This is a genomic window from Guptibacillus hwajinpoensis, assembly GCF_001039475.1.
In the GTDB taxonomy this organism is placed as follows: Bacteria; Bacillota; Bacilli; order Bacillales; family Guptibacillaceae; genus Guptibacillus; species Guptibacillus hwajinpoensis.
This window is the reverse complement of sequence record NZ_LELK01000001.1, coordinates 158,325-173,796: the sequence shown is the minus strand read 5'-3', so window position 1 is coordinate 173,796 and position 15,472 is coordinate 158,325. Positions and strand designations below refer to the sequence as shown.

The 15,472-nt window shown below is 39.0% G+C and carries 16 protein-coding genes and 1 other annotated feature; of the genes, 6 read left to right on the top strand and 10 right to left on the bottom strand.

The features are described from left to right. Positions 1–201 precede the first annotated feature (201 nt). A complete protein-coding gene (locus AB986_RS00930) occupies positions 202–828 on the bottom strand; it encodes an NUDIX hydrolase (RefSeq protein ID WP_048309015.1) in 627 nt (208 codons plus the stop codon). Between the two features lie 172 nt (positions 829–1,000). Here AB986_RS00930 and AB986_RS00925 point away from each other — a divergent pair, with 172 nt between their 5' ends. After that, positions 1,001–1,507, top strand: coding sequence for a hypothetical protein (locus tag AB986_RS00925; protein ID WP_048309014.1), 507 nt, complete (start codon positions 1,001–1,003; stop codon positions 1,505–1,507). A 93-nt stretch (positions 1,508–1,600) separates the two neighbouring features. Here AB986_RS00925 and AB986_RS00920 read toward each other — a convergent pair whose 3' ends face one another. The 6 genes from AB986_RS00920 to AB986_RS00895 all read right to left on the bottom strand — a co-directional run bounded on the left by AB986_RS00920 (position 1,601) and on the right by AB986_RS00895 (position 6,586). Further along, positions 1,601–2,359, bottom strand: coding sequence for a hypothetical protein (locus AB986_RS00920; RefSeq protein WP_053215990.1), 759 nt, complete (start codon positions 2,357–2,359; stop codon positions 1,601–1,603). Next, positions 2,328–2,963 (bottom strand): DUF4166 domain-containing protein, encoded by a 636-nt coding sequence (locus AB986_RS00915; RefSeq protein ID WP_048309013.1) that lies wholly within the window; start codon positions 2,961–2,963, stop codon positions 2,328–2,330. Before AB986_RS00915 ends, AB986_RS00920 begins: the two co-directional genes overlap by 32 nt. 11 nt (positions 2,964–2,974) lie before the next feature. Then, positions 2,975–3,880: a DoxX-like family protein gene (locus AB986_RS00910; protein ID WP_048309012.1), complete on the bottom strand. Its 906-nt coding sequence runs from the start codon at positions 3,878–3,880 to the stop codon at positions 2,975–2,977. An 87-nt stretch (positions 3,881–3,967) separates the two neighbouring features. After that, positions 3,968–4,417 carry a GNAT family N-acetyltransferase gene (locus AB986_RS00905; protein ID WP_048309011.1) on the bottom strand — a complete coding sequence of 150 codons (450 nt, stop codon included), beginning with the start codon at positions 4,415–4,417 and terminating at the stop codon, positions 3,968–3,970. Positions 4,418–4,768: 351 nt separating this feature from the next. Then, positions 4,769–5,563 (bottom strand): SDR family NAD(P)-dependent oxidoreductase, encoded by a 795-nt coding sequence (locus AB986_RS00900; protein WP_048309010.1) that lies wholly within the window; start codon positions 5,561–5,563, stop codon positions 4,769–4,771. A gap of 12 nt (positions 5,564–5,575) precedes the next feature. Further along, positions 5,576–6,586, bottom strand: a complete 1,011-nt coding sequence (locus AB986_RS00895; RefSeq protein WP_048309009.1) for an MBL fold metallo-hydrolase — start codon at positions 6,584–6,586, stop codon at positions 5,576–5,578. A gap of 375 nt (positions 6,587–6,961) precedes the next feature. On the opposite strand from AB986_RS00895, the gene proC reads away from it, so the two are divergent. Next, positions 6,962–7,792 carry a pyrroline-5-carboxylate reductase gene (gene proC / locus AB986_RS00890; protein WP_048310759.1) on the top strand — a complete coding sequence of 277 codons (831 nt, stop codon included), beginning with the start codon at positions 6,962–6,964 and terminating at the stop codon, positions 7,790–7,792. Positions 7,793–7,885: 93 nt separating this feature from the next. Here the strand turns inward: proC and AB986_RS00885 are convergent, their stop codons facing one another. After that, entirely contained in the window at positions 7,886–8,149 is a 264-nt protein-coding gene (locus tag AB986_RS00885; RefSeq protein WP_048309008.1) for an HPr family phosphocarrier protein, read from the bottom strand. A 263-nt stretch (positions 8,150–8,412) separates the two neighbouring features. Here AB986_RS00885 and AB986_RS00880 point away from each other — a divergent pair, with 263 nt between their 5' ends. After that, positions 8,413–8,721, top strand: coding sequence for a MerR family transcriptional regulator (locus tag AB986_RS00880; protein ID WP_048309007.1), 309 nt, complete (start codon positions 8,413–8,415; stop codon positions 8,719–8,721). A 105-nt stretch (positions 8,722–8,826) separates the two neighbouring features. Next, positions 8,827–9,213, top strand: a complete 387-nt coding sequence (locus tag AB986_RS00875; protein ID WP_048309006.1) for a DUF302 domain-containing protein — start codon at positions 8,827–8,829, stop codon at positions 9,211–9,213. A gap of 193 nt (positions 9,214–9,406) precedes the next feature. Here AB986_RS00875 and AB986_RS00870 read toward each other — a convergent pair whose 3' ends face one another. Beyond that, a complete protein-coding gene (locus tag AB986_RS00870; protein ID WP_269082684.1) occupies positions 9,407–9,739 on the bottom strand; it encodes an MGMT family protein in 333 nt (110 codons plus the stop codon). Positions 9,740–9,887: 148 nt separating this feature from the next. Between AB986_RS00870 and AB986_RS00865 the strand changes: the two genes are divergently transcribed. After that, on the top strand, positions 9,888–11,543 hold the full coding sequence (locus AB986_RS00865; protein WP_048309004.1) for a BCCT family transporter: 1,656 nt from the start codon (positions 9,888–9,890) through the stop codon (positions 11,541–11,543). A gap of 153 nt (positions 11,544–11,696) precedes the next feature. Beyond that, positions 11,697–11,902 (top strand) — a binding site (T-box leader). Positions 11,903–11,975: 73 nt separating this feature from the next. After that, the gene (locus AB986_RS00860; RefSeq protein WP_048309003.1) at positions 11,976–13,319 is read left to right on the top strand and encodes a sodium-dependent transporter; all 1,344 of its coding nucleotides are present in this window, start codon (positions 11,976–11,978) and stop codon (positions 13,317–13,319) included. A gap of 61 nt (positions 13,320–13,380) precedes the next feature. On the opposite strand, the gene AB986_RS00855 is transcribed toward AB986_RS00860, so the two are convergent. Next, a complete protein-coding gene (locus tag AB986_RS00855; protein WP_048309002.1) occupies positions 13,381–15,417 on the bottom strand; it encodes a peptidoglycan D,D-transpeptidase FtsI family protein in 2,037 nt (678 codons plus the stop codon). Positions 15,418–15,472 lie beyond the last annotated feature (55 nt).

Below are 15,472 nucleotides of genomic sequence, written 5' to 3'. Positions count from 1 at the left end.
AAGATTAGAAATACTTTTTACTTGGGGGAGATGAACTAGTCGGACTTTGATAAAAGATACGATTTTGCTAAACCCATAACTTTTTGCTGATTTTGTCGGAGCTCCCTAGTCATACAATATCTCGACTTCAAGTCTTCCACAATCCTGCCCTATAACGGAATAAGCCATTTCTCCAAATTACCAACAATCATTCCTAATATCTCATAAAGAAAGCTGCTGTTTAATTTCCTTAAAAACCGTTCTAAAATAAGAATCTTCGTGTGGAACAAAGTGATTTTTATGTACTGTTTCATTCATTTCTACTTTTTCTCCATTGTTAGTTATTTTGAATCCTTGAACGTTAACAGCCTCTCTCTTTCCTATCCAAAGATCATACACGTCATTAAGGTCAGCTCGGACAAGTCCAGCCACTTCTTCTTTTTGAAGATTGAATGCATCAAACGGTTTATCATTTTTATACAAAAAGACATTGGCTATTTCATTGTCAATCATGCTCTCTCTCTTGATACTTGCTTGGATTATGCTTAGTGGTATTAACTCTTTATACTCTATCTTGATCCCTAATTCTTCTTCAATTTCTCTTACACCATCTTCCACTGACTCATCCGCTGAAAGATGACCTGCAGCTGTAATATCCAAAAGTCCCGGGTAATCTTTCTTCACATCACTACGAAGTTGGAAGTAAAGATAATCGATTCCGTTCTCACGCCTAACAAACCAGCACTGAAAAACCTCATGCCAATAACCTACTGAATGGACTTCCTTTCGCGTTGTGACACCAATTGATTTCCTGTTGTGGTCATAGATTCTTATCTGTTCATCTTCCATCCTTCATATCCTCCTCTTAATCTTTAGCAGCTTACTACTCTGATTTACCATATACTAACACGTTATCATAATTATAGAAGATTCTAGATATAGCGTCACCTTCAATAAAGAATGATTTCTTATGAAACCAAATCACTTTATTAACGTACTTTTATAAAAGGAGTGATAACATTTGAGCGAACGTATTTATTTTTCAGATAAGTTTTTTTCTTCAGGAAGAACAGAGATTGTTAACGAGGATCAAGAGAAAATAGGTTCTCTTAACCTTAAAAGCGTTTTTTCTCCCAAAGTGGAAGTTGAGAACAAGCAGGGGGAAGTTGTTGTTGGAGGGAGCTTCACTTTCTTATCCAACAAGTGGGTCGTCTTAAATGGAGATGGTGATCAATTAGGTGTGGTAAAAACATCTTTTTCCTTCTTTTCAAAACAGTACAAATACTTCACAAAAGGAAAAGTCATAGAAATTGAATCTCCTGCTTTTTCCAAAGAGTATCGTATGGTCGATGAAAATGGGATTGAGGTAGCAACTTTCCGAAAAGTAAATGCCTTCTTTCAAACTACTGCATTTGAGCTTCACAACTCATCAGATGATGTTCAAACTGAAGAACTAATTGCAGTCATTATGGGCGTAAATGCATTCGAGAAGACTGCCGCAGCAGCTGGTGGGGGCGGAGCTGTATAATACAGCAGATTAAAATAAGCTTTCCCGCTCATAGCTTTTAATAAATAAGAAAGCAGAACAGAAAAGCTTGTTATGTTGTATTCAGTAGTCTTGCTAGAGCATTTTATTATTTTTAGGGCTGTTGCTTTCATGATAGATCGCGTAATGTATAGTCAAAAATGGGAGAGAAAAAATCCTCATATCATGAACCGCCTTCAAACCCCCAGATGCTAGTTCTTCAACTAAGAATTCTTCCTCAATCGGAAGTTTATATCGATTTCTTTTCGTAGATAAATAGGTTCCAGAATCTGCTTCTACGTCTTTTTTCTTACTACTGGATAACCCAAGGCTACTTCCATATTGATTGAGTTCAAGAATACCTGTCATTATTGATCCAGGCAAAGGCAGTCCTATGTTCATATAGGTTCGCCCTTTTGTTTGATGCGAAGAGTACAAAGCAACGAAACAAACTTCACCGTTTACTTTTCGAATCCACGCTCTCGTGTCTCGTCTGCCATCAACTTCGTCTTTAACTGAAAGGATATCGCCTGTCATTTCAACTTCTTTATTTGAAAGAGGTAAATTGATTTGAAGTATTTTACGACTAATAAGCCGATATACTGCCGCAAAAGGCTTAAACCAGCTATGCCAGTTGACGCTTGCAAGCAAATGATATTCATTCGTATATTCATAAAAGTGTCTAATGGTTGGTGAGAGAGTATTTAAATTAAGATCTTTTTCATACATCGCCATATCATCAACTAACCCACTATATGTCGCGTTCTGTTCCAATCGTTTCTTAAGAACGTTTTCACCAACAACTCGCTTGCCTCTTATCTGACTAATAGGAAATGCTTTCTTTGTCTGACGCATCGTCCCTAAACACTCCTTCATACGAAAAAAGACTACCAATGATAGGGTTTTCCACTTTGACCTTAATGTGAAAAGCTTTTTCTTTTTCTAAGTAGCTTTCTGTTACGGTAGCTAAACCCTGAAAGATTCGCGGCAATGGAATCTCCCACCTTCCAAGTACAAGCCGTTGATCTTGCGATTGAATCGTTATACTACCAGAAGCGTCATTTACATTAAAAGCTAAATCAGAGTACATTAACGCTGGTTCCCCAAGATAGTCCTTTATAATAGATCGTTCCTCGTCAAGACTCATCAAGGCATTAAAATACCGCTTCTTTTTATCAAAATAAAAGATTCGCTCCCAATGTATCTGTTCTTCACCATTCTTTCCTTTTCTAGGCGTATTTTTGATCACAAACGTAATGTTCTCTCCGGATTCAGGGAAAAGCAATTTCCACTTTGTGCCTAGAAAGAAAAATGGATACAACCAAACAGGCCCTCCGCTTAATTTCTCCATTACACCTGACCCTTGAAAAGAGTTCAAGCTAGAAATCTCATATCGTTTCTGAAGCATCGGATGCAGATGTTGAAATTGTTTGCCTATTGCTTTCTTGTAAATTGACATACCAACACTCCTTATCTCTTTCTCTTACAACTTCTAGCTGATGGCACATCACGGCTCATCATCAAACCGATAACTGAAAGCACTAGTAAACTACTATTAAATGTTAGTGGACTAAAAGGATGTGTTAGCGTACTTGGGTCCGCTATGATAGCGGAGATCGTTAGGATTGGAAACGCTAGTATTTGAAGGCGGAATAACCACTCTCGCTTCGGAAAGAACAACCATAAGCAACCAAATAGAATTTCACTCATTCCGATCGCATAAACAACAGATGAAGCTTCTAAATTTGGCGGAAGCAAGCTAGCTGCCATTGCTACTTCCTCCGGGTGCATACTTACCACTTTCGGAACAAGGCCATGGTACACCCATACAAAAAAGAACAGTAGTGTAAGCATCCAATTACTCAAAAGCCGACTGTACTGAGAACGAGGCGCTTCTCCTTTTTCCAACCAGCGCTTTAGCACATCAAAGCTTAATGCCGTACCCCAACCAATAAGCGGTCTGAAAAAATACGTATCTACTAATGTACCAAACTTCCCAAAACGCGTTTTATAATCATATTGTGTTAAAAAAGTTATAGTTGAATCTTCATTTTTTATGTATTTCCAATACCCTTTACCTTCTGAGATAATTGAAATCGCTTGATCTGTCCCAAAGTGTAACGAAGATGTTCTTGAGCCGTCTTTCCCATTAAACGTTCCAACGCTTCTTCCCCATCCTTCGATCGATTTACCAAAACCAAGTTTCGTCTTATATGAAAAATCCTGAGGATCACGTTCATCTCGTTTAGGTAAATAAGTAATAGAAGAAAAACGAACATCCCACTGTTCATGCAATTGAGGTGTCTGGGAAGCCTTCCAAAGGTCCTCCATCTCAGCTTCTATTGGTATTTCTACATATATAGGCTTTCTATTCATCTTGTTCCTCCCCCTACAATTAAATGACGCCTTCTCAGTTTACCATTTTAAGTTAACAGATCGAGAGATTCATAAAGAAAGACGAATTCAAAAAACGAGCTTCATCCCTTCATGACTAGCGACAAAACCCAACCGCTCATAAAACTGATGAGCATGCCCTCGCTGCTTATCAGTTGTTAATTGGACAAGACCACACTGCTCTGACTTTGCGATTTCGATCGCTTCCTTAAAAAGTTCCTCACCTACTCCTTTCCCGCGATAATTCTCTTGAACTCGTACTGCTTCTATTTGTGCGCGCTTCATCCCTCGCCTAGCTAGACCAGGAATGATTGTTAATTGAAGACACCCAATGACTTGTTGATCGTTGCTTGCTACGATTAGTTTATTTCCAACTTGCGCTTCTATTGCAGCGAAGGCTTCAACATACTCTAGTGGTAAAGGATCTCTATACTCCTCGCGCTTTGACCCTATTTCATCCTCTGCAAGTAGTCGAACAATCGCACTCAAATCTTCTTCAGTCGCTTTACGAATTTTCATGAGCATTCACTCCTTTAGATAAGTTGACCTTACCTTTGAATCTTGCAGTAGAACTTCTCTTCCATAACAGACATTTATTATCCTTTAGAAAACAAAAAAGGATCTTTTCTAATTATTGTTGCTATTAAAAGATTTTAAAAAAACCACACTTAGCTAATTGGAGCGGAAGGATGATCGACTCCTGCGGGACTAGCGGGACAGATAAGACCCCCACAGGAGCGTTAGCGACGAGGAGGCTCAAGTGTCCCGCCCCGCGGAAAGCGGGTAGGAGCGAAAATTAACCTACTCTTATAGCAAAATGTATACGAAAAGATCCAATAAAAAAAGAGCATCACTCGATGCCCTTTCACCTTACTTTTGATTAAAAAACTTACCAGACGCTTTTTCCACTAGACCTGGAGCTGTATGATAAAGTTTAGCTCCTGCATTCATCCAACCAGGCAAGTTCACTTCACGTTTTCCTTTTTCGATTGCAGAGATAATTTCATCTGATACTTTTTCCGGTGAAAGCATCATTTTCTCTACATTTTTTGTGTAAGTTCCACTGGAATCGGCAATATCAAAGAAATTTGTTTTGATCGGTCCTGGATTAACGGTTGTTACGAAAATACCGTGTTCCTTCATTTCCAGTCGTAAGCTGTTTGAGAAGCCAAGGACTGCATGCTTAGAGGCAGAGTAACCTGAAGATTTCGGTGTAGCAAGCTTCCCTGCCTGTGAAGCAATGTTAACAATGTGTCCTTTACCAGCATCAATCATGCTAGGAAGGACATGGGAAGTGAATCGCATTAATCCAATCACATTCACGTCAAACATCGCTTCAATTTCTTTCATATCCGCATCAACAAACGAATCAAATTTCCCAAATCCAGCATTGTTAATTAAGATGTCAACTGCTGGCATCTCACCAAGTAATTTAGGGAGAAGGTCATCGACTCGCTCTCCATCGCCTACATCCATCGTCCAAACAGCAGGAGGATAGCCGCCACTTAATTCAATTTGCTTTTTGACTTCCATTAGCTTCACTTCAGAACGAGAAACAAGGATCAGCTTTGCACCCTGTTTAGCTAAATCAATTGCTAACTGTCGTCCAATCCCACTAGAAGCACCTGTAATTAGAACTACTTTGTTTTTTAAACTTTTCTTCATCTGTTTCTCCCCTTATGTTCGATACGTATATAGCATCTTTTCCTCACTTTTCATTTTGTTAACCATGTTTTCAGATTCAAGATAGTCTAAATGACCAATAGTTTCTGACATGGTCAAGCCAACTTGCTTTTTATAAATGCCAGGGAATAGCTTCTGACAAACCTGAAAAGCTGTTAGCTGTTCATTTTTTAGAAAAGAAGCTACTTTATCAGACCGCTCCTCCTGCTTTAGGAAACGTTCCTTTATCAATTCGTCCGGGTTAAGAATTGGCTCGCCATGCCCTGTGTATACATATGAAAGGTGAGCATCTAACGTTTTTTGGTACGAATGTCGTTGTTGGAGAAGAGGTTTAGGACGCTCTGTTCCTTTAATATATGGTGGTTCAAGTAGAGGATTAGAAGAGATCTTCTTAATTAAATGATCCCCAGCTATTAGCGTTCGACTTTGTTCATGTAGAAGAGAAATGTGACTTTGAGCATGACCGGGTGTTTCCATAACAAACCATCCGGGACATCCAGGAATCTCATCTCCCTCCGCAAGGTGCACATCACATTTCGCACGATCCGTAAAAGCAAGATAGCCCCTTGTATCTTGAACATGATTGTAATATTGTTCGCTAACGCCAGCTTCACGGTAAATACTAGTCATGAATGTTTCATGTTCCTTCAAAAACGAATCACTCATTTGTAGCCATCTGTCATTCTTCCAATGCCCTAACACTCGTTTCCCTTGATCCATTAACATGCCTACAAAGCCGATATGGTCCGGATGATGATGCGTCAGTACAACCTGATCAATATCTTCTAATGTTAAATTGTAGTTTTGAAGTTGTGTAACGAGCGCTTCCTTCGCCTCTGGTGTACGAGGCCCAGTATCAACAAGCGTAAGAGCTTCTCCTCTAATTACAAAACAATTGACAGGACCAACAGCAAACGGCGTTGGTACCGTAATTGGAAGCACTTCATTAGTCTTTATAAGATTCAATTCATCCGCCACCTCTACTTTACGTTCTTTACCTTTCATTCTATCGCTCTTCCCTCAATTTGTCATTATAGTAAGATAGTTTTCTTCAAAATTTTCTAATAATTACGATTGACATTTATTAAGTTCCGTAGCATACTATGTAGAATTAGAATGATCGTCTTGGCTTTGAGCGGGATTAGTAAAAGCAATCGCATGTTCCAGAGAGAGGAATTCCCCGGCTGAAAAATTCCTTAACGTTGCAAGCTTTGAACCTACTTCGCTAGCCTGCTGTGGAAACACAGCCGCTTCCCACGTTATAGGGAGTTTGAGGATATCTAATGATATCGAAAAAAGGTGGTACCACGGATTACGCCCATTCGTCCTTTTAATAAGGATGAGTGGGCGTTTTATATGGAAAGGATGGAAAAAGTGGAAATGAAAAACATCGGATTTCTCGGTGCTGGAGCAATGACGGAAGCGATGATTCAAGGAATGATTACGAAAGAATTCATTGATCGTGATCGACTCTTCATCATGAACCGATCTAATTCAGACCGACTTGCAGAGCTTGAAGAGAAATACGGCGTTAGAACGTTACAGGATGTAGAAACGCTTCTCAAACATTCCGATGTTATCGTTCTTGCAATGAAACCAGTTGATGCGGCATATGCATTGGAAAGCATGGAACCTTTTTTAACTGATCAGCACGTTATCATATCCGTCCTTGCTGGAATCACCACGTCCTATATCGAAGAATCGATTCAACCAAATATCCCTATCCTTCGCGCAATGCCGAATACATCTGCAGCAATTGGCTATTCAGCGACGGCAATCGCTAGAGGGAAATATGCAAATCAGGAGCATTCTTCATTTACTCAACAGCTTTTTGAAACAATTGGAACGGTTGTTCAAGTAAGAGAAGAGAAATTAAATGCTATTACAGGATTATCTGGGAGTGGACCAGCTTATTTCTATTACATGGTGGAATGCATGGAGAAAGCAGCTATTCTAAACGGAATTGATCAGGAGACTGCGCGTCATTTAATCATTCAAACGATCACAGGAGCTGCTAAAATGCTTAGTGAGACGAACAATCATGCAACTCATCTTAGAGAAAGAGTCACAAGCCCAGGCGGAACAACTCAGGCTGGTTTAACCGTTCTGGAGAAATACAAGTATGAAGAAGCTATAACTGAATGTATTACAGAAGCTGGAAAACGATCTGAGGAATTAGGGAAAATCCTAGAACGACAATCACATCTATAGGAGTTAAACCGCCGTCTGAAGCGGCGGATTTCTCTTCTTATAGAACGCTTACAAAATGCCATAAAAAAAAAGACCCCCACTAATCTCTATCTATTAAACGCTTCTTCTCTGTACAACCATACAATGTTTTTTAAGTTGCTCTAGAACCTCTTCACTATCAAGTCCAGTTGCAATAATCGTCATTGGCCCAAAATGTCCATTCAATCTCCCCATGCTTAACAGGCTTTTCGCATTAAGTTTCTTTCCATCAACTTCGATGATAATGTAACTGCTGAAAAGGTTCGCACTCGTTACAAAGTCCATAATAAAAGACATCGTCACTTTTCGTGTGATCAAAACGGTTTCTTTATAAGTCATGATAACATCCTCCTTGTCATCTTATACAACCGTTTGCACATTTTCATTCTGACACCCTATTAAGAAAACCTCAACCACCTTGTCACCTTTCCTCACACGAATTAATTACTATCTACATATCATATGTTAGATATTCTAACAAACTAGTTATCTACCTTTATTCGTTATGCTATAATGATACCAGATTGCCAGTTTCGTAAAGACTTCAATAGTATATGTAGCGGTAGCTGCATTATGAAAATGTTCACAGGGAGTGACTGCAGATGTCTTATAAAGATAAAAAAGTTTTACCAATCGGATCTGTCAGTGAGTTAACCGGACTATCTCTTAGAAAAATTCGCTACTACGAAGAAAGAGGCCTCATTTTACCTGAGCGATCAGGCGGAGGTACTCGAAAATTCTCGTTTACGGATGTAGAGAAATTAATGGATATCGCTAACCAGATTGAAGATGGCATGCAAACGTTTGAAATCAAGAAGATTTATAAGAAAGAAAAACAAAAAGACAAAGATAAAATTCGCGATGAAATGATTCGAGGTCAACTTAATGCTGCGTTTAAAATGACGAAATAATACCTTGCTGTTTTGATCGTTTTGTTAATAATCCGTTTAAAACATACTCTCTAGGGTATACAAAGGATGGGAAGATATTAATTTGTATTAAGGGAGATGTTAAACATGAGTTTTCACTACACAGTTGAAACATCAAAAACAGTTGATCAAGCTGTTACAGATTTAAGCGAATCATTACAAGAAGAGAAATTTGGGGTCTTATGGGATTTCGACCTTACTAGTAAACTTCAGGAAAAGGGTATGGACTTCAACACACCTTATCGTGTTCTTGAAGTATGCAACCCTAAAGAAGCAGAACGCGTATTGAGCGAAGACAAATTAGTAGGTTACTTTCTTCCATGCAAAATCGTCGTTTTCGATGACGAAGGACAAACGAAGATTGGTATGCCTAAGCCAACAACCTTATTAGGGTTAACAGGTGATGATCAGTTGAATGACATTGGAACAGATATTGAAAAGCGATTAGTTTCTTGCATAGATAATAGTAAATAATTCAAAGGTCCATACCTACATCGGTATGGACCTTTTTACACCCTTCTAATGACCTGCTTATTCACTCCATTTAGTCCAACCAATTGTAGCCGGAATTCTCCCTAAAAAGACCGCTAAACAACTAAGCCTTTTGGAAAGGACGGATGGAGAAAAATTATCAGAAGAATATTTGAATATAAGATCGCCTTTTTGATTACTCTTGTTCAGCTATTTCTCTATCATCTGGATTGAAACGATATTTGTCTAGATCAATCCTATTTGTTGCACTGAATTTGATCCCCTCTTCCTCAAGCATCATTTTTTGGTTAATAAAACCTTCTTCACTCTTGATTCCAATTTCACCCTTCGAATTGATGACGCGATGCCAGGGCAACTGGTAGTTTGTACTCATAGAATGCAGGATTCGAACAACTTGTCTCGCTCCGCGTGGACTTCCTGCACATTTGGCAATCTGACCATAGGCCATCACTTTTCCTGATGGAATTCGTTGAATGATATGAATGACTCGCTCTGTAAACCTTTCCACTGTTCTCATCCTCTATTATTTGTTATTTCTACTATAACAAACGGTTAGGTGTTTAAGGAGAATTCCTCTTCACTTTCCTTTGCTGTATAAAAAGCTTTTTTTGCTGGAAACTAGGATCAGTATGCTATTGCAAAGGAGTTTGTTAGTGATGAATAAACGGTTGATTGATTGGCCTACATTTATAGGCGCTCTAAGCTTGCTGCTTCTTGTTACGCTTCCACTCGTTCTCTTCCCTGAAAGCGGAAAAGAATTTGTGGATAAAGCAAATGAATTTATGACAACTCAATTTGGCGTTCTTTATTTAATTGTTGGACTCGGCATCTTTTTCTTTCTGATTTATGTTGCTTTTAGTGATAATGGACGCGTAAAGCTTGGTGAAGAAGATGAGCGCCCTGAATTCAACAACTTCTCATGGGCAGGAATGCTTTTCTGTGCTGGGATTGGATCTAGCATCTTATACTGGGGAACGATTGAATGGGCTTACTATTATCAGGGTCCTCCATTCGGTGTTGAACCTGGGACTAAGGAAGCTATTCTATGGGCAAGTACATACGGAATTTTTCATTGGGGACCTATTGCCTGGGCAATTTATACACTGCCAGCATTGCCAATGGCGTATTTCTATTATGTACGCAAAAAACCGGTATTAAAAATAAGTGAAGCTACTAGGCCATTGATTGGAAAGTTAGCAGATGGACCACTAGGAACAATTATTGACGTACTATTTATGTTCGGACTACTTGGCGGAGCAGGCACTACGCTAGCACTTGGAACGCCAATGATTGCAGAAGGAATCAACGCGTTAACAGGCATCCCAGTTACAATGGTACTTAAAACAATGATTCTAATTCTCGTGACCGCTATATTTGCAGTCAGTGCTTATTCTGGGTTAAGAAAAGGAATTAAAGTGCTATCTGATGTTAACCTAATCCTTTCGATCCTCCTTCTTCTCTTTGTCTTAATTTTTGGACCTACTCGTTTTCTTGTGGAAACAACAACGAACAGCGTTGGTTTCTTACTTGATAATTTCTTCCATATGAGCACATGGACTGAACCATTTAATACGCTTGGTCCTTATGAAAAAACAAACTTTCCAGAAAGCTGGACTGTTTTCTATTGGGCCTGGTGGCTCGTATATGCGCCTTTCGTCGGATTATTCGTTGCTAAAATCTCACGAGGTCGCTCTATTAAGCAAATGATTCTTGGAACTATCGGATACGGAACATTTGGAAGCATCCTGTTTTTTGGAATCCTGGGTAACTACGGACTTCACATGCAATTAACTGGTAAGTTTGATGTTGTTAGTGTTTTAAATGATCAAGGTGCACCGAGAGCGATTATTGAAATCATTGGACAACTTCCACTCTCATGGGTCATGATCTTTATCTTTGTTATTCTAGCGATCATCTTCCTTGCTACTACTTTTGATTCAAGTTCCTATATCCTTGCTTCAGTCGTACAAAAAGAAGTAGATGATGAGCCGCTACGTTGGAACCGACTTTTTTGGGCTTTCGCACTATGTTTAATGCCACTTGTGCTAATGTTCGTTGGAGGTCTCAGTACACTACAGACCGCAAGTATCGTCGGAGGGTTTCCGCTGCTCTTTATCATGATTATGTTAGGCTGGTCATTTATGCGGGCTTCAACAGAGGATATTAAAGCATCAGAACATTATGAGCCAAAGACTTTCTCATTAAACTATAAGAAAATCCTCCAAACCCTCCGTCGTAGAAAGAAAAAAGAAGAAGAGCAGCAAGGTCCAGTAGATGCTCATTTTGAGGAAGAGAAAAAAGACGAAGAGTAATAATGTGAGTATGTTTTCTATACAAAATGTTTCTAAAAGCTACAATCTTGCAGAAAAGAACCTTGTTAAAAGAACATGATAAAATTTCCAATTCTAAATTGTTATTGACACTATCACTTGGTCATGATAAAAATTGAATAACCTTATAATAATTGAACTGCTTTGAAGGAAAATAAGTAGCTGTCCCTTTCCCTGTTTATAGAGAGCCGATGTTTGGTGTGAATCGGTACAAAAAGGTAAGTGAATTTCATTTCTGGAGCTTCTTTTGCATTGCAAAAGACGGTGAAGATCGTTAAACAAACAAGTGGTGAGTGTAAACTCACAACCAGGGTGGTACCGCGATAACAATCGTCCCTACGGATAACGTAGGGGCGATTTTTTTGTGGAAGTAACGTGATTAGCATTCAATAATAAAACGAGAGGAGAATGAGCATGAACGAAAATGAACAATGGTCCTCAAGGCTAGGCTTTATACTAGCAGCTGCTGGGTCTGCCATTGGACTCGGGGCAATTTGGAAGTTCCCATACACCGCCGGTCAAAACGGAGGTGGCGCTTTTTTCCTTATTTTTATTCTTTTCACCTTAATACTAGGACTACCATTACTCCTTGCTGAATTCTCGATTGGTAGAACCGCTCAAAGCAATGCGGTTGATTCTTACAAAACTATATCTCCTGAATCCAAATGGTACCGTGTAGGAATTATGGGAATGATTACTTCATTTATTTTGCTATCATTCTATAGTGTTGTCGGAGGATGGATTATATCCTACCTGTATAAAGCCGTAACTGGTGAATTAACAGGACTTTCTTCCGATGAATACGCACAAGTTTTTGGTTCAACGATATCGAATCCTTTTGTTAGCGTATTTGCACAATTCCTATTTATCATCCTAACCATCCTTGTTGTTGCCAGAGGTGTTGAAAAAGGGATTGAACAAGCTAGTAAAATCATGATGCCTGCTCTATTTATTCTTTTTATCATTCTTGTTATTCGAGCTGTGACGCTCGATGGCGCTGTAGAAGGAATAACTTTCTTATTACAACCTGATTTCTCAAAGGTTACCTCACAAACCATTCTTGAAGCAATGGGACAGTCATTCTTTACATTAAGTGTTGGTGTATCTGTCATGGTTACGTATAGTTCATACCTACCAAAATCACAAAGTTTACCGCGTTCTGCATTCTCCATCGTAGCAATGAACATATTCATTGTACTGTTAGCAGGACTTGCGATTTTCCCGGCAGTGTTTGCGTTTGATCTTGAGGTTGGTGCTGGACCGGTCCTTCTCTTTAACGTTCTACCAACAGTGTTCAGTCAATTGCCATTCGGAATGTTATTTTTCATTGCATTCTTAGTGCTTTTCTTGTTCGCGGCCCTCACGTCGGCTTTCTCAATGCTTGAAATCATTGTTTCCGTTATTTCCAAAGGAAACCTTGATTTGCGCAAGAAGTGGGCATGGATTATCGGTTTTGCGATTTTTATTGCAGGTATTCCATCAGCTCTATCGTACGGCTTGCTAAGCGACGTCACATTATTTGATAAAACGATCTTTGATCTTGCAGATTATGCAGTTAGTAATGTTCTCCTCCCAATTGGAGCACTGCTCATTGCACTGTTTGTCCCACGTAAAATGAAAAAGTCAGCTCTTTATGAAGAATTAAAGCGCGGAAGCAGTTTAAAGAAGGGATTGTTTGAAACGTGGTATTTCCTTATCCGTTTCGTTGCGCCACTACTCATTCTCTTCGTTATGCTGGATGTACTTGAAATTTGGTAAATGCACACAAGAAACCTCACACTGATCAGTGTGAGGTTTCTTTGTGTCTTATGGTTTCATGTTAAGAAGCTTCCTTTTTTTCTTCTTTAGCCGTTGGTGCAGCACTTTTTGGTTCATCTTTTAAATCAAAATAAGCTTTGAACAACTTTCGAGCAATGTCTTTGTTAACCGATTCATTTCGATCACTGCTTAAATTAGGAACGACAACAGCTAAAGCTATTTCAGGGTCTTCATAAGGAGCATAACCTACAAAGGTTAAGTTAAATCCCTTATCTACTTCAGCTGTTCCTGTTTTACCCGCGTGTGTAAAGTCTGTTCCTTTAAAGTATTTCGTTGCAGTACCATTGCTTCCATTCGTTACTCTCCAGAAACCATTTTGAACTCGATTCAGATCTCCTTCAGACATCTGAATATGATTTAAAACATTCGTCTCGAATTGATCTACAATAATATTAGATAAACCATTTACCTGCGACGCTTCATGAACTTCTTTTAAGAAATGCGGTTGAATACGTTGACCACCGTTTGCAATGGTGGAGATATATTGTGCCATTTGAAGTGGCGTATACGTATCAAATTGACCAATCATTAAGTCCATTAAGTTCCCAAGTTGTTGTGTACCTCCATTAATACCTGTCGTCTCAATAGGCATATCGATACCTGTTCTTGTTCCTAGTCCAAACTGGTTAAAATGATAGCGCACTTGATTATAAGCATCACGATTCCATGGGATGCCAGCCGTGTTAGGAGTATAATTATATCCCGCGATTTTCATAGCAATTCGGAACATATAAACGTTTGAAGAACGCTCTAGAGCAGTTAAATCATTAACATAACCAAGATTACTATAGGATGCTTTTGCCTTTGTTTTCGGGATCTCAATAGGTGTATCATACAGCGTCGTACCATGACCGATTACACCTGTTTGGTATCCTGTCAGAACAGAAGCCCCCTTAACAACTGACCCCATTTCATATGCTTCTGAAAGCGTCCCATAAGAATACTCGATATAATCATTTTCTTTAGAACTATATTTCGTGCCACCAAATGCTAAGATTTCTCCAGTATCAGGATCCATTCCAATAGCATAAGCCCGATCAGCATATGGGTTTCCTCGAGACCTTGCTTTCCTCAATTCTTCTTCAAGAATCTTTTCAAGCTCTTGCTGTAAATCAATATCCACAGTCAGAACAAGATCATTCCCACGTTTACCTGGTATATTCTCTGGTTCCCCAATTGGTTTACCTGATTTGTCTGTCACATATTTCTTCAAGGCTTTTTGACCTCTTAAGAGATCTTCATATTGTTTCTCAAGATAACTAATTCCAACTAAATCATTCTGCTCATACCCTTTTATGGTATAAGACTTCAACGATTCCTTAGGAATTTGACCGAGATTTCCAAACATAGTCTCCATAGTTTCGTCATAAGGATAGACTCGCTCGGCATCAGGTGCAATATCAACACCAGGGAGGTCTCCAAGATTCTCACTAATCTTAGCGATTTCTTTACGAGTCAGCCCTTTTTTAATAGATTGAGAAGACAGTGCATAACCTGTATCCATCTCTCGTTTAATCGCTGCCACTTTTAATTCATCTTTGTTATCTGTAATTTCCTTTAAGTCTTCTTCTTTAATTCGATCAATCTGTAGTTGATAAGCTTTCTTCGAAGTCAGGTTTGTCCACTCTTCTTCTGTTAATTTCGCTTTCGCTTTATCTGGTCTCGTAATGATCCAGAAATCCTTTAAATCTCGCTCAGTTATCTTGTCTGTATCCATCTCAATATAGTGAGATAATTGGCGCGCTACTTCAAGACGCTCTTGCTGTTTAGTGTTTTGATTTCGAATGTACGTTAGCGTAAACGTTGGCTCGTTATCAACAAGAACGCGACCATACCGGTCATACATCTTCCCTCGTGGTGCTGATGATTTCGCCGTTACATTCTCAGTTTGTTCTGAAATCCTTTCAAAATCTTCCCCTTGGACAATTTGTATTACCCCCAACCTTAGAATTAAGACGGAAAATAGTAAAAATACGAAAAGAAATAAAATATTTAACCGAAACGGCACATGTGTTTTTTTCATTTTTTCTTTAATCATATAGTGCCCCCCAACACAATTTCCTTATCTTCCCATCTATCATAACATAGGATTA